This window comes from Streptomyces sp. AC602_WCS936, assembly GCF_019049125.1.
GTDB lineage: Bacteria > Actinomycetota > Actinomycetes > Streptomycetales > Streptomycetaceae > Streptomyces.
The window spans coordinates 1-21,269 of sequence record NZ_JAGMUF010000026.1 but is presented as its reverse complement, the minus strand read 5'-3'; the positions used below and the strand labels follow the sequence as shown (position 1 = coordinate 21,269).

The window sequence follows — 21,269 nt, the reverse complement described above, 5'->3', positions numbered from 1 at the left end:
CCCCGGGTCACGTGACCCGGGGACCTTTCCCGTATGTGAGGCTGTGCCCCATGGCCGTCGTCCGTGACCTGCGCGTCCTGCTGCGCCTGAAGGGCTTCAGGCGCCTGCTCGCCGTGCGCCTGCTCTCCCAGGGCGCCGACGGCGTCTACCAGGTCGCGCTCGCCACCTACGTCGTCTTCTCCCCGGAGAAGCAGACCTCCCCCGCCGCGATCGCCTCCGCGATGGCGGTCCTGCTGCTCCCCTACTCCCTGGTGGGCCCCTTCGCCGGCGCCCTCCTGGACCGCTGGCGCCGCCGTCAGGTCTTCCTCTACGGCAACCTGCTGCGCGCCGTACTGGCCTCGGTTACGGCGGTCCTGATGATCGCCTCCGTTCCGGACTGGCTCTTCTACGTCTCCGCGCTCTGCGTCACCGCCGTCAACCGCTTCGTCCTCGCGGGCCTGTCCGCCGCGCTGCCGCGCGTGGTCGACGCCGAGCGTCTGGTGATCGCGAACTCGCTCTCCCCGACCGCCGGCACCCTTGCCGCCACGGCGGGCGGCGGCCTCGCCTTCGTCGTACGCCTCGTGGTGGCGGACTCCGACGCCGCCGTGGTGCTGCTCGGGGCCGCCCTGTACCTGTGCGGGGCACTGGCGTCACTGAGCATCGCCGTGGAACTCCTCGGACCGGACCGTACGCAGGCGCCGCGCCTGGCGTCGGCGCTCGCCGTCACCGCCCGCGACCTGGTGGCGGGGGTACGCCATCTCGCCGCGCCCGCACGCCGGGAGGCGGCGTGGTCGCTCGCGGGCATGACGCTGATGCGGTTCTGCTACGGCGCCCTGCTGGTCATGCTGCTGATGCTGTGCCGGTACGCCCTGACCTCGGACACGGACGAAGGGCTCGCTCTGCTGGGGCTGGCGCTGGGTGTCTCCGGCGCGGGCTTCTTCGCCGCCGCCGTGATCACGCCCTGGGCGGCGGGCCGGCTCGGGCCCGGCCGCTGGATGGCCGTGTGCGCGGGTGCCGCCACGGTGCTGGTGCCCGTGCTCGGGCTGCCGTTCGCCACCGTGCCGCTGCTCGTCGCGGCGTTCGTCCTCGGGCTGACGACCCAGGGGGCGAAGATCGCCACGGACACGGTCGTGCAGTCCTCGGTCGACGACGCCTTCCGTGGCCGGATCTTTTCCGTCTACGACGTCCTGTTCAACGTCGCCTTCGTCGGCGCCGCCGGGGTGGCCGCTCTGATGCTGCCCCCGGGCGGCCGCTCGGTCACGCTGATCGTGACAGTCGCCCTGGTCTACGGAGCGGTTGCGGTGGCTATGACCCGGTTTGAAAGCCAGTAAGTGTCACATCAGTGCCACGAAGCCCCACTGGACTACAGAGTTGTCAGTGGGGAGCGATAGCTTACGTGCGTCTTATCCGCGACATGTTCGCGACACGCACCTATCTCTTCAGGGGGAACCCAGTGACCACTCCGCCGCCCCAGGGCAACCCGTTCGCACAGGGCCAGCCGCCCGCTCCGCAGCAGACCCAGGGGATGAACCCGTACGCGCAGGGCCAGCAGGGCTTCCCGCAGCAGGCCGGCCAGCCGGGCTTCCCCCCGCCCGGCGCGCCCGTGCCCCCGCCCTCCCGCTCCAACCGGTTCAAGAAGAAGCTGCTGAGCATCGTCGGCGTGATCGTGGTGGCCGCCGCGATCGGCGGGGTCAAGTGGTACCTGGGACAGTCGGACGCCGAGACGACCGCGGTGGGTGACTGCATGCACAACGAGGGCACGCAGATCAGCCCGGACCTCAAGACGGTCGACTGCTCCTCGAGTGACGCGGAGTTCGAGGTGGTCGAGAAGTTCGACAACACCAGCGACGACAGCAAGTGCGAGGCGGTCAAGGAAGCAACGATCGCGTACTACCAGACGGGCAGCAGCAGTCACAAGGTCGTGCTCTGCCTCAAGGAAGTGAAGTAGGGCCCGCGACCGGAACGCGAAAAGCGGGGTCATGTTTCACGTGAAACATGACCCCGCTTTCGCATGATCACCCCTGCTGCGCGGCCCACCACTCCTTGAGCGCACCCACCGCGGCGTCGTGCCCCATCGGCCCGTTCTCCAGGCGCAGCTCCAGCAGGTGCTTGTACGCCTGGCCCACGGCCGGCCCGGGGCGGATGCCGAGGATCTCCATGATCTGGTTGCCGTCCAGGTCCGGACGGATCGCGTCCAGCTCCTCCTGTTCCTGGAGCTGAGCGATCCGCTCCTCCAGCCCGTCGTAGGCACGGGAGAGCGCCGAGGCCTTGCGCTTGTTGCGGGTCGTGCAGTCCGAGCGGGTCAGCTTGTGCAGCCGGTCCAGCAACGGACCGGCGTCCCGGACGTACCGGCGGACGGCGGAGTCCGTCCACTCGCCGGTGCCGTAGCCGTGGAAGCGCAGGTGCAGCTCGACCAGGCGCGAGACGTCCTTCACCAGCTCGTTGGAGTACTTGAGCGCGGTCATGCGCTTCTTCGTCATCTTCGCCCCGACCACTTCGTGGTGGTGGAACGAGACCCGCCCGTCCTTCTCGAAGCGGCGCGTGCGCGGCTTGCCGATGTCGTGCAGGAGGGCTGCCAGCCGGAGGGTGAGGTCGGGGCCCTCGGTCTCCAGGGCCATCGCCTGTTCCAGAACGATCAGCGTGTGGTCGTAGACGTCCTTGTGCCGGTGGTGCTCGTCCCGTTCCAGACGCAGGGCCGGCAGCTCGGGAAGGACGTGCTCGGCCAGCCCCGTCTCCACCAGCAGGGACAAGCCCTTGCGGGGGTGGGACGAGAGGATGAGCTTGTTCAGCTCCTCCCGGACCCGCTCGGCCGAGACGATGCCGATGCGCCCGGCCATGTCCGTCATGGCCTTCACGACCTCGGGCGCCACATCGAAGTCGAGCTGCGCGGCGAACCGGGCTGCGCGCATCATCCGGAGCGGGTCGTCCGAGAACGACTCCTCGGGTGTCCCCGGGGTGCGCAGGACTCGGGCCGCGAGGTCTTCGAGCCCGCCGTGCGGGTCGATGAACTCCTTCTCCGGGAGCGCGACGGCCATCGCGTTCACCGTGAAGTCGCGCCGGACCAGATCGTCGTCGATGGAGTCGCCGTACGACACCTCCGGCTTGCGCGAGGTGCGGTCGTACGCCTCCGACCGGTAGGTGGTCACCTCGATCTGCCAGGTCCGGTCAGCGTCTCCCACGCGGGCGGCCTTCTGCGCACCCACCGTGCCGAAAGCGATCCCGACGTCCCAGACCGCGTCCGCCCAGGGCTTCATGATCTTCAGTACGTCCTGCGGGCGGGCGTCGGTCGTGAAGTCCAGATCATTGCCGAGCCGGCCGAGCAACGCGTCCCGGACCGAGCCGCCGACCAGGGCGAGGGAGAACCCGGCCTCCTGGAAGCGGCGGGCGAGGTCGTCGGCGACAGGGGCGACCCGCAGCAGTTCACTCACCGCTCGGCGCTGCTCCTGGCTGGGGACACTGGGGTTGGCTTCGTTGGCGTTCGGCACAACAGAAAAGGGTACGTGGCTCGCGCGGAACCCCGCGCCCCCTTTGATCGTCCACCGATCACCCTCATCAGCGCCCCTCCCTATATAGGCGCACATACAGGACGGCCGCGACCGGCGGCGGATCTTGTGGCGTACGTCGCGGCACTTACCCTCAGCGCGCATCGTTACCATGCGTGGACGCACATTCCGACGACCACTGACGATGACGAGGGACGGGCGAGCGCGTGGCCGAGGCGGCAGACTTCCAGGGGACCAGTCCCTCACCTGCCCGCCGGTGGCTACGGCGCACCACGGCACTGGTCGCGGGCGCGCCGCTGCTGGCCGGCCTGGTCCAGCTGCCGGCCGCGGGTCCGGCGCACGCCGACGGGCAGCCCTCCGCGAAGGCAGACGGCGACGCGGGCTCCGTGGCCGTCGCCGTGGACTCGCTCACCCCCTCGGCACCCACCGACGGTGACACGGTGACCGTGTCCGGCACCGTGACCAACAACGGCAAGCAGACCGTCACCGACGCCCACGTGGGCCTGCGGCTGGGACCCGAGGTCAACACCCGCTCGGCCGTCGACGCGATCGCCAAGGACGGTGACGATCTTCAGGGGTCCATTCCCCCGGAGATCGACGACAAGTACACGGAGAAGTTCTCCAAGCTCACCCCCGGCGTCGCCGAGCACTTCAACATCTCGGTACCGGTCGACGACCTGGACCTCGGCGACGACGGTGTCTACGAATTCGCCGTGTCCCTCTCCGGGGAGACCTCCGCCCAGCCCTGGGAGCGGGTCCTCGGCATCCAGCGCACCTTCCTGCCCTGGCAGCCCGACGAGGCCGGCACCACGACGAAGACGACGGCGCTGTGGCCGCTCGTCTCCACCACGCACATGGCCGCCGAGACCGGGCCGAACGAGGAACAGACGCCGGTCTTCCTCAATGACGACCTGGCCGAGGAGATCTCCCCCGGGGGGCGCCTCAACCAGATGGTGACGCTCGGCAAGGACCTCGACGTCACCTGGGTCGTCGATCCCGACCTGCTGGCGTCCGTCGACGCGATGACGGGCAACTACAGCGTCCGCGACGGGGACAAGACGGTCGCCGGCACCCACCAGGACGTGGCCAAGCAGTGGCTCGCCGACCTCCAGGACGCGGTGGCCGACGAGGAGGTGATCTCCCTCCCCTTCGCCGACCCCGACCTGGCCTCCCTGGCCCACAACGGCACCGATGTCACCGGTTCCCTGAGCCAGCTCAAGAGCGCCACGGACGTCATCCACAACACGGTCGATCCGATCCTGCACGTGAAGCCGAGCACCGACTTCGCCTGGCCCGTGGACGGCGCGGTCGACCGCTCCATCGTCAAGGTCGCCACCTCGGCGGGCGCCGACAAGGTGATCGCCCGCAGCGACAGCCTCCAGGAGACCAGCGGCCTGCCGTACACACCCTCCGCGGCCCGACCCGTCGGCGGTGGCACGACGGCAGTGGTAGCGGACTCCCGGCTGTCCACGGCGTTCGAGGGCGACCTGACCGACGCCTCCGCGTCCACGCTCGCGGTCCAGCGGTTCCTCGCCCAGAGCCTGTCCCTGAACCTCCAGACCGGCAAGCAGCGCAGCGTCGTCATCGCCCCGCAGCGGATGCCCTCCGGCAGCCAGGCCCGCGCGATGGCCGAGGCGCTGCGCGCGTTGCAGGACGGCACCTGGTCCGAGTCCCAGAAGCTGTCGGCGGCCGCCGCGGCCAAGCCGGACCCGGACGCCACCACGAAGGTCCCGAGCGCCTCCGCCTACCCCGCGTCCCTGCGCAAGCAGGAGCTGCCCCGGTCGGCGTTCGTGCAGATCGCGCGTACACAGGACGCGCTCGACAACTTCAAGGTCGTCCTGTCGGACCCGTCCCGGGTGGCAACCCCCTTCGGACGCGCGCTGAACCGGGAGATGTCCGCGTCCTGGCGCGGCCGGGCCGACGAGGCGAAGTCCTTCCGCACCGGGGTCAAGGAGTACCTCGACGGGCTGACCGGCCGGGTCAGACTGATCGACAAGTCGGAGACGAAGCTCTCCGGCCGCAGCGCCACGATCCCCGTGACGGTGCAGAACAACCTGGTGCAGGACGTCGGGCCGCTGGTCCTGCGGCTCACCTCCACCAATCCGACCCGCCTGGAGATCGACGGCGCCGACTACGAGGAGCAGCCGATCTCGGTCTCCGGCGGCCACAGCCAGTCGGTGAAGTTCACCACGTCGGCCAACGCCAACGGCCGGGCCACGGTGATCGCCCAGCTGTACACGATGGACGGGCGCGCGTACGGCGACCCCGTCACCTTCGACGTGAAGGTCACCGAGATCACGGCCACCGTGATGCTCGTCATCGGCGGCGGCGTCCTGCTGCTCGTCCTGGCCGGCTTCCGGATGTACACCCAGCGCAAGCGGGCCGCGGCCCGCGACGCCGAGAAGGGCGAGGCCGGTGACGCGGAGGCCGCCGAGGATCGCGAGGACGGTCCGGAGAACCCAGAAGGCCCCGGTGGGCGTCTCAACGAGGAGTCCGACGCACGCCCCCGGGCAGGCGACCCGGAGCAGCCGAGTGACCCGACACCGGACACCGCAGCGGAAAACGCCGACCCGTCCGGCACGGGTGAGAGAGTGGACCGTTGAGGATGTCGTGGCCGTGGGCCCGGGACGATGAGGTGGGGTAGCCATGAACGCGCCGTACGACGGTGACCGCGGTGGGACCGCGGACGGCTCGGGCCACCCCGGGGGTCCGCCGTCCGACCCCGGGCAGACACCGCCGCAGCCGCACGCGGACATGTACCTCCAGGACGCCTACGACCAGGATCCCTACCGGGCGCACGACCTCTCCGCCCAGGACCCGGTCTCCGAGGCGCTCTACGACCGCGCCGCGCACCCGCCACCGCCGCCGGGCACCCACCCGCCCCAGCAGCCGCTGTACTCCCAGCCCTCCCAGTCGCCCTACGCCCCCGACTCACGCGTCTGGGCCCAGACCCCGGCCCCCGAACCGGAGGGCCCGACGCAGTACCTGCCGTACGGCGACGATCCGCGCACCACTCAGTTCGTCGGCGTCGACGATCTGGTCACCCAGGCCGGCGAGCAGCGCCACGAGCCGGACGCGTTCGCCCACCTGTTCCGCGACCAGCAGCAGGGCGGCGGCCACCCCTCGTACGACGACCACGCCTCCGTCCCCGCCCCTGCCCCGGCACCGGGCCAGTACGGTGGCGGACCCGGGCAGCAGCCGGGCCAGTACGGCTACCCCCAGGGGCAGGCTCAGTACGAGAACGCTCCGGTACCCGGCCCCTACGGCGCGCAGCCGCCGGCGTACGGGCAGCAGCACGCGGCGCCCGCTCCGGGCCAGTACGCGGTGGCTCCCACTCCGGAGGCGGCCGAGGCTCCGCTCCAGGAGCCCGAGCCGGCACCCGCGGCCGCTCCGGCCGCCGCGCCGAAGAAGGGCGGGCGTGCGGGCGGCCTGCTGAAGTCGAGCGCCGTGATGGCGGCGGGCACGATGGTGTCGCGGCTGACGGGGTTCATCCGGTCGGCAATGATCGTCTCGGCTCTGGGCCTCGCGCTGCTGGGCGAGTCGTTCCAGATCGCCTACCAGCTCCCGACGATGATCTACATTCTGACTGTCGGCGGCGGTCTCAACTCGGTGTTCGTCCCTCAGCTCGTCCGTGCCATGAAGGAGGACGACGACGGCGGCGAGGCATACGCCAACCGGCTGCTGACCCTGGTCATGGTCGCCCTGGGACTCCTCACCGCGCTCGGCATGCTCGCGGCGCCCTTGCTCGTACGCGCCCTGTCGAACCCCGTCGCCTCAGATCCCGCGGCCAACGAGACGGCCGTCACCTTCACCCGTTACTTCCTGCCGTCCATCTTCTTCATGGGCGTCCACGTCGTGATGGGGCAGATCCTCAACGCCCGCGGCCGGTTCGGCGCGATGATGTGGACCCCGGTCCTCAACAACATCGTCATCATCGTCACGCTCGGCATGTTCCTCTGGGTCTACGGCACCGCCGCCGACTCGGGCATGACCGTCGAGACCATCCCGCCGGAGGGCGAGCGGCTCCTCGGGGTCGGCATCCTTCTCGGCCTCGTCGTGCAGGCCCTGGCGATGATCCCTTACCTGCGTGAGACCGGTTTCAAGCTGCGGCTGCGCTTCGACTGGAAGGGCCACGGTCTCGGCAAGGCCGCGATGCTCGCCAAGTGGACGATCCTTTTCGTCCTCGCCAACCAGGCTGGCGCCCTCGTCGTCATCCAGTTGGCCACGGCCTCGGTCACGGACACCGACCTCGCCGGCACCGGTTACAGCGCCTACGCCAACGCCCAGCTGATCTGGGGCCTGCCACAGGCCATCATCACCGTCTCCCTGATGGCCGCCCTACTACCCCGTATCTCCCGCTCGGCAGCCGAGGATGACAGCGGCGCGGTACGGGATGACATCTCCCAGGGTCTGCGCACCACGGCCGTCGCTATCGTGCCGGTGTCCTTCGGCTTCGTCGCGCTCGGCATCCCCATGTGCACCCTGATCTTCGGCTCCTCGGGGACGGGCGCCGCCACCAACATGGGCTACATGCTGATGGCCTTCGGCCTCGGCCTCATCCCGTACTCCGTCCAGTACGTCGTCCTGCGCGCCTTCTACGCCTACGAGGACACCCGGACGCCCTTCTACAACACCGTCATCGTGGCCGTGGTGAACGCCGCCGCCTCGGCGCTGTGTTTCTTCCTCCTGCCCTCGCGCTGGGCCGTCGTCGGCATGGCCGCCTCCTACGGGCTGGCCTACGTGATCGGTGTCGGTGTCGCCTGGCGCAGGCTGCGCAAGCGGCTCGGCGGGGACCTCGACGGCGCACTGGTACTGCGGACGTACGCCCGGCTGTGCATCGCCTCCGTGCCGGCCGCCCTGCTCAGCGGCGCGGCCTGCTACGCGATCAGCCGTGCGCTCGGCCAGGACGTCCTGGGATCGTTCGCCGCGCTGCTGGCCGGCGGTGTGCTGCTGTTCGGCGTCTTCTTCGTCGCCGCCCGCCGCATGCGCATCGAGGAAGTCAACTCGCTGGTCGGCATGGTGCGCGGACGCCTGGGACGCTGAGAGGCGGGGTAGGCGCACAACCATCGTTCACCGCCGTGTGTCGTGCATAGCGGCGGACTGTGGGCACAATTGGGTTCGGCGTCGGACCGCGCGCATCGGGAGCCGGTCGGCGCGCATCGAATGGGGAGGCAGAACGACGGTGGCGGAACGGAGCACAGCTGCCGTCGACGTGGCAGACAACAGCGGTGACGAGCCGCTGACCGCACAGGCGGACCAGTCCACGGCCGACGGGGTGGCCAACAACCGGGAGCGGGACACGGACAGCGACGAGGCACAGGGGCGCCCGACGAGCGAGGATTCCGGCAAGACCTCGCCTCCCGAACTGCACAGCGGGCACAAACTCGCCAGACGCTACCGCCTCGAGGAGTGCGTCACCCGTCTGGACGGCTTCAGCAGTTGGCGGGCCGTCGACGAGAAACTCCGCCGCGCCGTCGGAGTGCACGTCCTCCCGGCGGACCACTCCCGCGCCCGCTCCGTGCTGGCCGCGGCACGTTCATCCGCCCTGCTCGGCGACCCGCGCTTCGTCCAGGTCCTCGACGCCGTCGAGGACAACGACCTGGTCTACGTCGTCCACGAATGGCTGCCCGACGCCACTGAGATGACCGCGCTGCTCGCTTCCGGCCCGCTGGAGGTGTACGACGCCTACCAGATGGTCAGTCAGGTCGCGTCCGCGATGGCGGCGGCCCACCGTGAGGGCCTCGCCCATCTGCGTCTGAGCCCCAACGCGGTGCTGCGGACCTCGACGGGCCAGTGGCGGATCCGCGGTCTCGCCGTCAACGCCGCCCTGCGCGGCATCAGTTCCGAGACCCCCCAGCGCACCGACACGGAGGCCATCGGGGCCCTGCTGTACGCGGCGCTCACCCAGCGCTGGCCGTACGAGACCGACGCCCACGGTCTGGCGGGTCTGCCGAAGGACATCGGGCTGATTCCGCCCGACCAGGTGCGCGCGGGTGTCCACCGCGGCATGTCCGAGCTCACCATGCGGGCGCTCGTCAACGACGGCGCTACCGCCTCCCGCCACGAGTCCCCGTGCACCACGCCGGAGGAGCTGGTGAAGGCGATCGGCGAGATGCCCCGCATCCGTCCGCCGGAGCCCGCGTACACGGCCCCGCCCGAGTACCAGCGCACCGCCTACCAACAGGGCGCCTACGGCCGCCCGGCACCGCGTCCCGGTGCCACCCAGCCCGTGCCGACGCCGCCGCCACCGCTGCAGAGCCGTACCGGCAAGGCACTGAAGTGGAGCGTCTCCGCCCTGCTGATCGCCGCGCTCGGCCTGGGCAGCTGGCAGCTCGCCGACGCGCTCATGGAGCGGGGCGGCAAGGCCGACGACCAGAACCAGACGCAGACGACGGACGGCGACGACAAGAACGACGAGCAGTCCCGGCCGGCGAAGCCGATCGCGGTCCAGGGAGCCCGGGAGTTCGTCGTCAAGGGCGACGCGCAGCACCCGGGCGACGTCGGCAAGACCTACGACGGCGACAGCGCGACTCTCTGGCGGACCAACAGCTTCTACGAGGGGCCGGTCATCGGGCCGTTCAAGCCGGGTGTCGGCATCGTCTACGACCTCGGTTCGGCCAAGGAACTGTCAACGGCGGACGTAGGACTCTTCTACGGCGGCGACCACACGACGGTGGAGTTGTACGCCGCGGACTCCTTGCAGCCCTCGTCGATCGACGCGATGCGGAAGATCGGCACGGTCACCACAAGCGGGACCGACGCCACGGTCAAGCTCACCAAGCCGGTGAAGACGCAGTACGTCCTCGTGTGGCTCACCGCTCTGCCGCACGCGCCCGGCGACAAGTACAGCGACCCCGGGTACAAGCAGGCCATCACCGACGTGACGTTCAAGGGCTGAGAGCCCGGCGGCTGAAGGGGAGGGGGTCCGATGGCAGACGGCACCGCCTACGGCGACGTCAGCGATCAGGACCTCCTCGCCCGCCACGTCGAGGGCGACCCCGACGCCTTCGGCGAACTAGTCCGCCGTCACCGCGACCGTCTCTGGGCCGTTGCCCTGCGGACGCTGGGGGACCGCGAGGAAGCCGCCGACGCCGTTCAGGACGCCCTCGTCTCCGCCTACCGGGCCGCCCACACCTTCCGTGGCCAGGCGGCCGTCACGACCTGGCTGCACCGGATCACGGTGAACGCCTGCCTGGACCGCGCCCGCAAGGCGGCCTCCCGGAAGACCGCTCCGGTCGACGACACCGAGCGCCTGGAACAGCTCCTGGAGCCGCACGAGTCGGCATCGGCCCCCGCCGAACGCAACGACCTGCACCGCCAGCTCCTGGAGGCCCTGGGCACCCTGCCGGCCGACCAGCGAGCGGCGCTCGTGCTGGTGGACATGCAGGGCTACCCCGTCGCGGAGGCCGCCCGGGTCCTGGATGTGCCGATCGGGACGATCAAGAGCAGATGCGCCCGGGGCAGAGCCAGACTCCTGCCGCTGTTGACCCACCTGCGCCCGGACGGCAGCGGCGAGGACGAGAAGTCCGGCCAGGACAGGAAGGCCGGCGATGAACGGAACCGGACTCAGGGGGCATCCGTCCCACCGGCAGCGGGACCGCGCCGTGCGGGACCGTCGGACACAGGGCCGAGCGATTCAGCCGCAGTGAAGGGCGGAGGTGGACGAGCGTGACGTCGTCGACGACAGACATGACCGGGCACCCGGACGTCGCCGAGATCTCCGACCTCACCGAGGGCCTGCTCCCTCCGTCACGGACCACGGACGTCCGACGGCACCTGGAGACCTGCGAGCTCTGCACGGACGTCTACACATCGCTGGAGGAGATCCAGGGACTGCTCGGCACACTGCCGGGACCGGAGCGCATGCCGGACGACGTCGCCGCCCGTATCGACGCCGCCCTCGCCGCCGAGGCACCACTGAGCGCAACCACCGCCGACGACGGCGCGCGTGTTTCACGTGAAACATCGGCATCCACGGACCGCCCCGCCGGGAACGCCCGCCCCTCTTCCACCGGCCCGGGACGCAAGGAACGCCGACGAGGCGGACGCCGCCGGATCGCCGTACTCGGTGCCGTGGCCGCCGCAGCCACCCTCGGCCTCGGCTCCGTCGTCGTCTCCTCCCTCACCGGTAGCGACCCGGCCGACGACACCGCCCACGGGCAGCAGACGGCGCTCGCGGACACCTTCTCCGAGGGGAAGCTCAAGGAACAGGTAGCCGGCCTCATCGCCGACGAGCAGGGCACCCGGAACGGATCACGTACGCCGCGCAGCTTCGGCATGGAATCCGAGACCGGCGCCGAGAACCATGTCTTCAAGCAGCCGACGGTTCCCGAGTGCGTCCAGCGGGGCATCGGCCGGGACGACGCGGCACTCGCCACGAAGGAGGGCGTCTACAAGGGCAAGGAAGCACTCCTCGTGGTCCTGCCCGACGCCGCCAATGACAGCCGGGTCACCGCCTACATCGTCGAGTCGGCGTGTATGGGCCAGCCCAGCGTCAGCAAGGCCAAGGTTCTGCTGAAGCACTCCTACGCGCGCTCCTGAGAGCACGCTGCTGAAGACACGCTCAGCCCTCGCCCGGCGCGGGTCTGCCGTGTGCCCGGACACAGCGGGAATGCGCGCCCCGTAGGATCCGTTGGGTGGGGTGAGGGCTCCGAGAGGAGCTCCACCCGGCCCTGAAGACGCAGTCCAGAGACGAGGAATGAAGCCGTGAGCGACGTCCGAAACGTGATCATCATCGGCTCCGGGCCCGCCGGCTACACGGCGGCGCTCTACACCGCGCGCGCGTCGCTGAAGCCGCTGGTGTTCGAGGGCGCCGTCACCGCGGGTGGCGCCCTGATGAACACCACCGAGGTGGAGAACTTCCCGGGCTTCCAGGACGGCATCATGGGCCCCGAGCTCATGGACAACATGCGCGCCCAGGCGGAGCGCTTCGGCGCCGAGCTGATCCCCGACGACGTCGTCGCCGTCGACCTGACCGGCGAGATCAAGACCGTCACCGACACCGCGGGCACCGTCCACCAGGCGAAGGCCGTCATCGTCACCACCGGTTCCCAGCACCGCAAGCTCGGTCTGCCGAACGAGGACGCCCTCTCCGGCCGTGGCGTCTCGTGGTGCGCGACCTGTGACGGCTTCTTCTTCAAGGACCAGGACATCGCCGTGATCGGCGGCGGTGACACCGCGATGGAGGAGGCCACGTTCCTCTCCCGCTTCGCCAAGTCCGTGACGATCGTCCACCGCCGTGACACCCTGCGCGCCTCGAAGGCGATGCAGGAGCGCGCCTTCGCCGACCCCAAGATCACTTTCGTCTGGGACAGCGAGGTAGCCGAGGTCCAGGGCGACCAGAAGCTGTCGGGTCTGAAGCTGCGCAACGTCAAGAACGGTGAGCTCTCGGACCTGCCGGTGACCGGCCTGTTCATCGCGATCGGCCACGACCCGCGCACCGAGCTGTTCAAGGGCCAGCTCGACCTGGACCCGGAGGGCTACCTCAAGGTCGAGTCCCCGTCGACCCGTACCAACCTCACCGGTGTCTTCGCCGCCGGTGACGTGGTCGACCACACCTACCGCCAGGCCATCACCGCCGCCGGTACCGGCTGCTCCGCCGCGCTCGACGCGGAGCGCTTCCTCGCCGCGCTCACCGACGAGGACAAGGCCGAGCCCGAGAAGACCGCTGTCTGACCCCCACCCACTCCACGCACCGACCAGTTAAGGAGCCCGCCGTGGCCGGCACCCTGAAGCACGTGACCGACGACTCGTTCGAGCAGGACGTCCTCAAGAGCGACAAGCCCGTTCTGGTGGACTTCTGGGCCGCCTGGTGCGGTCCGTGCCGCCAGATCGCGCCGTCCCTCGAGGCGATCGCCGCCGAGTACGGCGACAAGATCGAGATCGTCAAGCTGAACATCGACGAGAACCCGGGTACGGCCGCCAAGTACGGCGTCATGTCCATCCCGACCCTGAACGTCTACCAGGGCGGCGAGGTCGCCAAGACCATCGTCGGCGCCAAGCCCAAGGCCGCGATCGTTCGCGATCTCGAGGACTTCATCGCCGAGTGACGTTTCACGTGAAACATGAAGGGGCCGACCCGGATGGGTCGGCCCCTTCGTTCTGCTTCCCTGCCCGGCGTGGTGACATGACTCCGCTACAACGGCCGCAGCGCAGGTTCCTTCTGGACGGCACCCAACAGTCGGTCCAGAGCCATCTCCACGTCTTCCTTCCAGGAGAGCGTGGAGCGAAGGTCCAGGCGCAACCGCGGATGGCTGGGATGCGGGCGCACCGTCTTGAAGCCAACGGCCAGCAGGTGGTCGGCAGGCAGTACACAGGCCGGTTCCTTCCAGCGGGCGTCCCCGAACGCCTCGATCGCCTTGAAGCCTCGCCGGAGCAAATCCTTGGCAACCGTCTGCACCATCACCCGGCCCAGCCCCTGTCCCTGATAGCCGGGCATCACGAACGCGGTCATCAGCTGCACGGCATCCGGCGAGACGGGGCTGGTGGGGAAGGCCGTCGACCGCGGCACATAGGCAGGCGGCGCGTAAAGCACGAAGCCCACCGGCACGTCGTCGACATAGACCACCCGTCCGCACGACCCCCAGTCCAGCAGGACTGCGGAGATCCAGGATTCCTTCTCCAGAGCAGGTGTGCCCGCCTTTACCGCGGCTTCGCCGCTGACGGGGTCCAGCTCCCAGAAGACGCACGAGCGACAGCGCTGGGGAAGGTCCTGAAGGTTGTCCAGCGTGAGCGGTACGAGCCGGCGCCCCATGAAGGCTGTTCCTCGCTTCCTTCGCCCGCCGCGTCGCGGGCGGCTGTCAGAGCGCTCCGCTCCCTGAGCAAGCTGCCGATGAAGCCACCGACCGCGCCCAGCCCCAAGCCCGCGCTCACCAGTCCGGTACGGCTCATCGTTCGCATGGCCCCTGCCTTCCTCTCAGAGGTGCTGCCAGGTGCTTGCGCCATCCCGATCGCATCGTATCCACGAAGCGCTGCCCTCGGCACCGGCGGAAAGCAAAGGGCGGGTCGTGTTCCGGTACGCACCGGGCACGACCCGCCCTGTCGGCAGGGGGACGCTGTTCAGCGGCCCCTCCTGCGCGCCTCAGGAGTCGAGGTCTTCGACCTCGCCGTCGGAAAGGCTCTTCTGCAGCACAGGCCCCTCGCCGGGGGCGAGGCTCCCGAGGATGCGCTCAAGGTCTTCCATGGAGGCGAACTCCACGGTGATCTTGCCCTTCTTCTGGCCCAGGTCGACCTTCACTCGCGTTTCGAAGCGGTCCGAGAGCCGTGTTGCCAGATCGGACAGCGCAGGGGAGACCAGAGAGCCGGCCCGAGGTCCCTTGGCCCGCTGGGGCTTCTGGGGCCGGGAGCCCATGAGGGTGACGATCTCCTCGACCGCCCGGACCGAGAGCCCTTCGGCAACGATCCGGTGGGCCAGCCGCTCCTGCTCCTCCGAATCCTCGACGGAGAGGAGGGCTCGCGCGTGACCGGCGGAGAGCACCCCGGCGGCCACCCGGTTCTGGACCTTCGGGGAGAGCTTCAGCAGACGCAGTGTGTTCGAGACCTGCGGCCGAGAGCGTCCGATGCGGTCGGCCAGCTGGTCATGCGTGCAGTTGAAGTCCTTGAGCAGCTGGTCGTAGGCGGCAGCCTCTTCGAGCGGGTTCAGCTGAGCCCGGTGCAGGTTCTCCAGCAGCGCGTCCAGGAGGAGCTTCTCGTCCTCTGTGGCACGCACGATCGCCGGGATGGCCACCAGTCCGGCCTCACGACAGGCCCGCCAGCGACGCTCACCCATGATCAGCTCGTAGCGCGCCGGCCCCACCTGGCGCACGACGACCGGTTGGAGAAGGCCCACTTCCTTGATGGAGGTGACCAGCTCCGCCAACGCGTCACTGTCGAAGACCACACGCGGCTGCTGCGGGTTCGGCGTGATGGCGTCGAGGGGGATCTCAGCGAAGTGCGCGCCCATCGGAGGCCGGAGAGACTCCGGGCCGCCCGGAGCCACCGACTCCTCTGTTTCACGTGGAACAGGCGGCAGCGTGGTCACCTTGGCCGCGGCCACTCCACGGTCGTTGGGCAGCAGGGGCATCGCAGCCGGAGACGCGGGAGCCGCGTTCCCCAGTGCCGCTGAAGCCACCGACTTCTCCGTCGGGGCGTTGGGGATCAGTGCGCCCAGACCACGGCCCAACCCCCTCCGTCGCTCACTCACTGGATCCCCTCCACCATGTTCGGGTCATTCTGTGCTCCGATGTGGGCGTGCGTCCCGTCGTAGCTGACGCCCACGCCCTTGAGCGCGATCTCTCGCGCCGCCTCCAGATAGGAGAGGGCTCCGCTCGATCCTGGATCGTAGGTCAGGACCGTCTGTCCGTAGCTGGGGGCCTCGGAGATACGGACCGAGCGGGGAATGCTCGTCCGCAGTACCTCGTCGCCGAAGTGGCTGCGCACCTCGTCGGCGACCTGGGACGCGAGCCGCGTCCGGCCGTCGTACATGGTGAGCAGGATCGTCGACACATGCAGTGTGGGGTTGAGGTGGCCCCGCACCAGGTCGACGTTGCGCAGCAGCTGCCCCAGTCCCTCCAGCGCGTAGTACTCGCACTGGATCGGGATCAGCACCTCCTGGCCGGCGACCAGCGCGTTGACCGTCAGCAGACCGAGGGAGGGCGGGCAGTCGATGAGGATGTAGTCCAGCGGCTGCTCGTACGCCTGAATCGCCCGCTGAAGCCGGCTCTCTCGTGCCACCAAGGACACGAGCTCGATCTCCGCACCGGCGAGATCGATCGTGGCGGGCGCGCAGAAGAGACCCTCGACGTCGGGGACCGGCTGGACCACCTCCGAGAGCGGCCTGCTCTCGACCAGGACGTCGTAGATGGACGGAACCTCGGCGTGGTGATCAATCCCCAGAGCGGTGGAGGCATTGCCCTGCGGATCGAGGTCGACGACCAGAACCCGGGCCCCGTGCAGCGCAAGCGACGCGGCAAGGTTGACGGTCGTCGTCGTCTTGCCCACACCGCCTTTCTGGTTGGCGACCACCATGACCCTGGTCTGCTCGGGCCGCGGCAGCCCCTCGCCGGCGCGGCCCAGAGCCTCCACCGCCAGTTGGGCAGCACGACCGATCGGAGTGTCGTCCATCGGCGGCGGTGTTTCACGTGAAACATCCGCCCCCATCGACTCGGTACGGGGACCGGGGACCGGATCGGTCATCGGTCCCGCGATATTGGCGTCGGACCGCAAGGATTCACTCTCCTCGACTTCAGGCTCGCAATGAACAGAGCCTCCCATGTCTTCGGGGTCATGAACCAGTGAGGCCTGTTGTTCTGTGGAGAAATCCACCTCTGTGGACAACTCCGTACCCTCTCCGAGCGACCCGAGAGGCTTTCGGTCGCGGGGGTCGGCCGCAGCGCGGCCGCGACTGATGATGCCGTGCAGCAGTGAGCGACGTTTCACGTGAAACACGATGCAGCGCCGCCGAGACCGATCAGCCGCGACACTCCGGCACGCGCAGGGAGGGCAGCTTGTGTGGAGTAGAGCTATCCGCGACGCCGCCGCGCACGGCCGGTCCGCGCCGCCTTGGCCCGCTTGGCGGCGAAACGCACTCCACCGGGACTCTCACCGACCTCGACCCGCACCACGGTGGACATGGGATCCACGACTCCCTCACCCACATGCAGGATGGAGGTCTCCACCGCCCCCAGCTTGCTGAGCGCCGTGGCCGCGGCCTTCAACTCCTCCTCGGCCGTGTCGCCCTTGAGGGCGAGCATCTCGCCGTACGGGCGCAGCAGCGGGACCCCCCAGGTGGCCAGCCGGTCCAGCGGAGCAACGGCGCGGGCCGTCACCACATGCACCGGCGGCAACTTGCCCATGACCTCCTCGGCCCGGCCACGCACCACGGTCACATGGTCCAGGCCCAGAAGCTCCACGACCTCGGTAAGGAAGTTGGTGCGCCGCAGCAGGGGCTCCAGAAGGGTGATCTTCAGGTCGTCCCGGACGAGCGCCAGCGGGATCCCGGGCAGGCCGGCGCCCGAACCGACATCGCACACCGTCACACCCTCGGGCACGACCTCCGAGAGCACCGCGCAGTTCAGCAGATGCCGCTCCCACAGACGGGGAACTTCGCGCGGACCGATCAGACCACGCTTCACCCCCGCCTCGGCGAGCAGCTCGGCGTAGCGGACCGCGTCCGCGTACCGAGCACCGAACACGTCGCGTGCCTGCTCGGGAACAGGGGGAAGCTCCGCTGCCTCCGTCACGAGGGGACCGTCCTTCCGTACGGCACCGGCGCACCAGACGCCGCTACCAGAACCACCAGAACTATCAGGCTGACAAAATTCGGCCCCGTCTGCGCAACAGACGGGGCCGGGGAACGTGGGGAGACCGATCAGGCGGGAAGCACGACGACGAAGCGCTCCGGCTCCTCGCCCTCGGACTCGCTGCGCAGTCCCGCGGCCTTGACCGCGTCGTGGACGACCTTGCGCTCGAACGGCGTCATCGGCTTCATCCGCACCGGCTCGCCGCTGCTCTTGGCCTCGGCTGCGGCCTTGGCGCCCAGCTCGGACAGCTCGGCCCGCTTGCCCGCCCGGTAGCCCGCGATGTCGAGCATCAGCCGGCTGCGGTCGCCGGTCTCCCGGTGCACGGCCAGGCGCGTGAGCTCCTGGAGAGCCTCCAGCACCTCGCCGTCCCGGCCGACCAGCTTCTGCAGGTCACGGCCGTTGCTGTCGCTGATGATCGAGACGGAGGCACGGTCGGCCTCGACGTCCATGTCGATGTCGCCGTCGAGGTCGGCGATGTCGAGCAGACCCTCCAGGTAGTCCGCGGCGATCTCGCCCTCGTTCTCGAGACGAGTCAGGGTGTCTGCGCCCTCGGCAGCGGCGGAGGTGGTGCCTTCCGTCACGGGATGGACTCCTTCTTACTTCTTCGACGGGGACTTGGGCCGCTGCGGGCCCTTGCGCTGTCCGGACTGGGCCTTGCTGCGGCCACCGCCGCCGGGCTTCTGCGCGGGCTTCTTGGCGGTGCCGGACTTGCCGCCTTGCTGGCCGTCCTCCGGCTCGCCGGACTTGCTGAGGGAGGTCTTGGCCTCCGGCTCACCGGCGGACTCACCGGCCTGCTTGGCGGACTGGCGCTGCGCCTTGCTCTGCCGCTTGGGCTGCTGCCGCTTGGGCACCGCGGTGGTGCCGGACGCGCCGTCCGCGCTCTGGGCGGCGGCGGGTGCCTCGCCCTTCACCACGGTGCCGTCGGCCTGGGCCGCGAGGCCCGCCTTGTTCAGACCGTTGATGAACTTGCGCTCGAACTCGTTGCGGTCCCGGCCCTTGGCGACGATGGCCTTGACGATGGACCGCTGACCACGACCGCGCGTCTTGCCGGTGCCCGTGACGTGCTTGAGCAGGCGCTCCAGGTAGGCGGCCTGAGCCTTGGAACCCGGGGTCGGGTTGTTGCGGATGACGTACATCTGCTGGCCCATGGTCCACACGTTCGTGGTCAGCCAGTAGACGAGAACACCGACGGGGAAGTTGATGCCGAAGACGGCGAACATGACCGGGAAGACGTACATCAGCATCTTCTGCTGCTGCATGAACGGCGTCTTCACCGTGGTGTCGACGTTCTTGGTCATCAGCTGGCGCTGAGTGAAGAACTGCGACGCCGACATCAGCACGATCATGATCGCGGTGACGATGCGGACGTCCGTCAGCGAGGACCCGAGAGCTTCCACCGCGGAGGCCCCGTCGGTGAACTTCGAGGCCAGCGGCGCACCGAAGATGTGCGCCTTCTGCGCGCTCTGCAGCAGACCCTTGTCGATCACGCCGATGGTGTCGTTCGACGCGATCGAGTTGAGCACGTGGTACAGGGCGAAGAAGAACGGTGACTGCGCCAGGATGGGAAGGCACGAGGAGAGCGGGTTGGTGCCCGTCTCCTTATACAGCTTCATCATCTCTTCGGACTGACGCTGCTTGTCGTTCTTGTAGCGCTCCTGGATCTTCTTCATCTCCGGCTGGAGCGTCTGCATCCCGCGCGTCGCCTTGATCTGCTTCACGAAGAGCGGGATCAGGCAGATACGGATGAGGATCACCAGGGACACGATGGACAGGCCCCAGGCCCATCCGGTGTCAGGCCCGAAAATGGCGCCGTACACGCTGTGGAACTGGACGATGACCCAGGAGACAGGTGTCGTGATGAAACTGAAGAGGCTGGCAATCGTGTCCACTAATCATGCTCCTTGGGCATGGGACGGGGTCTCTGCGGCCGGACTCGAAGGACTGGACGGACTCGTCGGAGAAGTCTGTCCCTCGTTGGCCGGTTCGGCGGCGGAGGTCCCGCCCTTGCGTGCACGCCAGGCGTCACGCAGCATTTCGTGCCACCGCGGGCGTTTCCGCGGCGGAACATGGTCCACGCCACCCAGCGACCACGGATTGCACCGCAGGATGCGCCAGGCGGTGAGCACCGTGCCTTTGAGAGCACCGTGTCGGTCGATGGCCGTGTAGCCGTAGTGGGAACACGACGGGTAGTACTTGCACACCGGCCCCAGCAGAGGACTGATCGTCCACTGGTACAGCTTGATCAGAGCCAGCAGCGGGTACTTCATCGCGCGCCCCCTCCCAGCAGCCGCTCCAGGGCGGCGTCCAGGTCTCGGGCCAGCTGTGCATGGTCGGCGTCGCCCGCACCGGGCAGCGCTCGTACCACTACCAGGCTACCGGGGGGAAACAGGTCGATCCGGTCGCGCATCAGATGGCGAAGCCTGCGCTTCACCTTGTTGCGCACCACCGCACCACCCACGGCTTTGCTCACGACGAAACCCGCACGTGTCAGGGGAGCGCTCTCCCCAGGCGCGTGCGGGTCCGTGGCACCGCTTCGAAGGTGGACGACCAGGGCCGGGCGTCCGGCCCGGCGGCCTCGTCGTACCGCGGTCGCGAAGTCCTCGCGCCGCCTCAGCCGGTTCTCGGTGGGCAGCACGACGTCATGACCTGACCGGATCAGGCGGACAGACGGGCGCGACCCTTGCTGCGGCGGGTCGCGAGAATCGCGCGGCCGGCACGGGTGCGCATACGCAGCCGGAAGCCGTGGGTCTTGGCGCGACGACGGTTGTTCGGCTGGAAGGTGCGCTTGCTCACTCGGGGGCTCCAGAAAGAATCGGGGTTGGCGGGGTGCCGTCCTGGCTGTCACCGTGCGCCCACGAGTAGCTCGCGTTACGCCCGAGTGCACCGCTTTTCGATCACCTTGGACGTGACCTGTGCCCATCGGAGGCAGGCGGCAGCAGCCATCGACAACTCGACCTGGTTACGGTACGTGGGACTGCGCCATTCGGTCAAACCAGCGGTGACCGGGAGACACTTGTCCACAGGCTGGGGACAACAACTTGAACCCTACCGGCCACGCTGACTACCGTGACTGGACTCCGATTCGTTCCCTTATCCCTGCCCCACCCGAGTTTCATCCCGACCCGTCCCCGAATCACACCTTCGAGGGACTCGTGAGAGAGCGTGCCCTGTGGCTGACGTACCTGCCGATCTTGCCGCAGTGTGGCCACGCGTACTGGAGCAACTCCTCGGGGACAGCCGCGGGCAGGGCGTCGAGTCGAAGGACGAGCACTGGATCCGGCGCTGCCAGCCCCTCGCGCTGGTCGCCGACACCGCCCTGCTCGCCGTACCGAACGAATTTGCGAAGGGCGTACTGGAGGGCCGCCTCGCCCCGGTCGTCAGCGAGACACTGAGCCGCGAATGCGGCCGCCCCATCCGTATCGCGATCACCGTCGACGACACCGCCGGCGAACCCGCACCCGCCACGCCCGCCCCCACCCCGCAAGCACCCCCCGCCCGCCCCCAGCAC

General features: G+C 69.2%; 19 protein-coding genes and 1 pseudogene. 10 read left to right on the top strand and 10 right to left on the bottom strand.

Going from position 1 to position 21,269, the window contains the following annotated elements; all coding sequences use genetic code 11:
- The first annotated feature begins 50 nt into the window (after nucleotides 1-50).
- Nucleotides 51-1,310 (top strand): MFS transporter, encoded by a 1,260-nt coding sequence (locus KUM03_RS11875; protein WP_217247002.1) that lies wholly within the window; start codon nucleotides 51-53, stop codon nucleotides 1,308-1,310.
- A gap of 122 nt (nucleotides 1,311-1,432) precedes the next feature.
- The gene (locus tag KUM03_RS11870) at nucleotides 1,433-1,927 is read left to right on the top strand and encodes a hypothetical protein (protein ID WP_217247001.1); all 495 of its coding nucleotides are present in this window, start codon (nucleotides 1,433-1,435) and stop codon (nucleotides 1,925-1,927) included.
- Between the two features lie 67 nt (nucleotides 1,928-1,994).
- Here KUM03_RS11870 and KUM03_RS11865 read toward each other — a convergent pair whose 3' ends face one another.
- Entirely contained in the window at nucleotides 1,995-3,464 is a 1,470-nt protein-coding gene (locus KUM03_RS11865; protein WP_217247000.1) for a CCA tRNA nucleotidyltransferase, read from the bottom strand.
- A gap of 224 nt (nucleotides 3,465-3,688) precedes the next feature.
- Here KUM03_RS11865 and KUM03_RS11860 point away from each other — a divergent pair, with 224 nt between their 5' ends.
- The 7 genes from KUM03_RS11860 to trxA all read left to right on the top strand — a co-directional run bounded on the left by KUM03_RS11860 (nucleotide 3,689) and on the right by trxA (nucleotide 13,531).
- Complete coding sequence (locus KUM03_RS11860; RefSeq protein ID WP_217246999.1) at nucleotides 3,689-6,085, top strand: DUF6049 family protein; 2,397 nt, start codon at nucleotides 3,689-3,691, stop codon at nucleotides 6,083-6,085.
- Nucleotides 6,086-6,128: 43 nt separating this feature from the next.
- On the top strand, nucleotides 6,129-8,525 hold the full coding sequence (gene murJ / locus KUM03_RS11855) for a murein biosynthesis integral membrane protein MurJ (protein ID WP_217246998.1): 2,397 nt from the start codon (nucleotides 6,129-6,131) through the stop codon (nucleotides 8,523-8,525).
- Nucleotides 8,526-8,664: 139 nt separating this feature from the next.
- Nucleotides 8,665-10,380 (top strand): protein kinase family protein, encoded by a 1,716-nt coding sequence (locus tag KUM03_RS11850; RefSeq protein WP_217246997.1) that lies wholly within the window; start codon nucleotides 8,665-8,667, stop codon nucleotides 10,378-10,380.
- 30 nt (nucleotides 10,381-10,410) lie between these two features.
- On the top strand, nucleotides 10,411-11,154 hold the full coding sequence (sigM, locus tag KUM03_RS11845; protein ID WP_217246996.1) for an RNA polymerase sigma factor SigM: 744 nt from the start codon (nucleotides 10,411-10,413) through the stop codon (nucleotides 11,152-11,154).
- Nucleotides 11,155-11,171: 17 nt separating this feature from the next.
- The gene (locus KUM03_RS11840) at nucleotides 11,172-12,023 is read left to right on the top strand and encodes a hypothetical protein (RefSeq protein ID WP_217247034.1); all 852 of its coding nucleotides are present in this window, start codon (nucleotides 11,172-11,174) and stop codon (nucleotides 12,021-12,023) included.
- Nucleotides 12,024-12,188: 165 nt separating this feature from the next.
- The gene (gene trxB / locus KUM03_RS11835) at nucleotides 12,189-13,157 is read left to right on the top strand and encodes a thioredoxin-disulfide reductase (protein WP_217246995.1); all 969 of its coding nucleotides are present in this window, start codon (nucleotides 12,189-12,191) and stop codon (nucleotides 13,155-13,157) included.
- 41 nt (nucleotides 13,158-13,198) lie between these two features.
- Entirely contained in the window at nucleotides 13,199-13,531 is a 333-nt protein-coding gene (gene trxA, locus KUM03_RS11830) for a thioredoxin (RefSeq protein WP_190203100.1), read from the top strand.
- An 86-nt stretch (nucleotides 13,532-13,617) separates the two neighbouring features.
- On the opposite strand, the gene KUM03_RS11825 is transcribed toward trxA, so the two are convergent.
- The 9 genes from KUM03_RS11825 to rpmH form a co-directional block, all read right to left on the bottom strand.
- The gene (locus KUM03_RS11825) at nucleotides 13,618-14,235 is read right to left on the bottom strand and encodes a GNAT family N-acetyltransferase (RefSeq protein WP_043382571.1); all 618 of its coding nucleotides are present in this window, start codon (nucleotides 14,233-14,235) and stop codon (nucleotides 13,618-13,620) included.
- Nucleotides 14,236-14,562: 327 nt separating this feature from the next.
- On the bottom strand, nucleotides 14,563-15,663 hold the full coding sequence (locus KUM03_RS11820; RefSeq protein WP_217246994.1) for a ParB/RepB/Spo0J family partition protein: 1,101 nt from the start codon (nucleotides 15,661-15,663) through the stop codon (nucleotides 14,563-14,565).
- A complete protein-coding gene (locus tag KUM03_RS11815; protein WP_073726103.1) occupies nucleotides 15,660-16,733 on the bottom strand; it encodes a ParA family protein in 1,074 nt (357 codons plus the stop codon). The genes KUM03_RS11820 and KUM03_RS11815 overlap by 4 nt, the downstream gene beginning before the upstream one ends.
- Before the next feature lie 248 nt (nucleotides 16,734-16,981).
- Nucleotides 16,982-17,701 carry a 16S rRNA (guanine(527)-N(7))-methyltransferase RsmG gene (rsmG, locus tag KUM03_RS11810; protein ID WP_217246993.1) on the bottom strand — a complete coding sequence of 240 codons (720 nt, stop codon included), beginning with the start codon at nucleotides 17,699-17,701 and terminating at the stop codon, nucleotides 16,982-16,984.
- Nucleotides 17,702-17,829: 128 nt separating this feature from the next.
- On the bottom strand, nucleotides 17,830-18,342 hold the full coding sequence (locus KUM03_RS11805; protein ID WP_217246992.1) for a R3H domain-containing nucleic acid-binding protein: 513 nt from the start codon (nucleotides 18,340-18,342) through the stop codon (nucleotides 17,830-17,832).
- A gap of 15 nt (nucleotides 18,343-18,357) precedes the next feature.
- Nucleotides 18,358-19,650 (bottom strand): membrane protein insertase YidC, encoded by a 1,293-nt coding sequence (yidC, locus tag KUM03_RS11800; protein ID WP_217246991.1) that lies wholly within the window; start codon nucleotides 19,648-19,650, stop codon nucleotides 18,358-18,360.
- Between the two features lie 3 nt (nucleotides 19,651-19,653).
- Nucleotides 19,654-20,028, bottom strand: a complete 375-nt coding sequence (gene yidD, locus KUM03_RS11795) for a membrane protein insertion efficiency factor YidD (RefSeq protein ID WP_073726111.1) — start codon at nucleotides 20,026-20,028, stop codon at nucleotides 19,654-19,656.
- Nucleotides 20,025-20,396: a ribonuclease P protein component gene (gene rnpA, locus KUM03_RS11790; RefSeq protein WP_217246990.1), complete on the bottom strand. Its 372-nt coding sequence runs from the start codon at nucleotides 20,394-20,396 to the stop codon at nucleotides 20,025-20,027. Before rnpA ends, yidD begins: the two co-directional genes overlap by 4 nt.
- Nucleotides 20,397-20,416: 20 nt before the next feature.
- Nucleotides 20,417-20,554, bottom strand: coding sequence for a 50S ribosomal protein L34 (gene rpmH / locus KUM03_RS11785; protein WP_003975051.1), 138 nt, complete (start codon nucleotides 20,552-20,554; stop codon nucleotides 20,417-20,419).
- A 376-nt stretch (nucleotides 20,555-20,930) separates the two neighbouring features.
- Here rpmH and dnaA point away from each other — a divergent pair.
- Nucleotides 20,931-21,269, top strand: a pseudogene (gene dnaA, locus KUM03_RS11780) (chromosomal replication initiator protein DnaA); the annotation flags it as partial.

Bases quoted from the DNA above. Each gene is read 5' to 3' on its own strand.
- KUM03_RS11875 (WP_217247002.1), top strand. From the start codon at position 51: ATGGCCGTCGTCCGTGACCTGCGCGTCCTGCTGCGCCTGAAGGGCTTC.
- murJ (WP_217246998.1), top strand. From the start codon at position 6,129: ATGAACGCGCCGTACGACGGTGACCGCGGTGGGACCGCGGACGGCTCG.
- sigM (WP_217246996.1), top strand. From the start codon at position 10,411: ATGGCAGACGGCACCGCCTACGGCGACGTCAGCGATCAGGACCTCCTC.
- KUM03_RS11840 (WP_217247034.1), top strand. From the start codon at position 11,172: ATGACCGGGCACCCGGACGTCGCCGAGATCTCCGACCTCACCGAGGGC.
- KUM03_RS11825 (WP_043382571.1), bottom strand. From the start codon at position 14,235: ATGGGGCGCCGGCTCGTACCGCTCACGCTGGACAACCTTCAGGACCTT.
- KUM03_RS11815 (WP_073726103.1), bottom strand. From the start codon at position 16,733: ATGGGAGGCTCTGTTCATTGCGAGCCTGAAGTCGAGGAGAGTGAATCC.
- yidD (WP_073726111.1), bottom strand. From the start codon at position 20,028: ATGAAGTACCCGCTGCTGGCTCTGATCAAGCTGTACCAGTGGACGATC.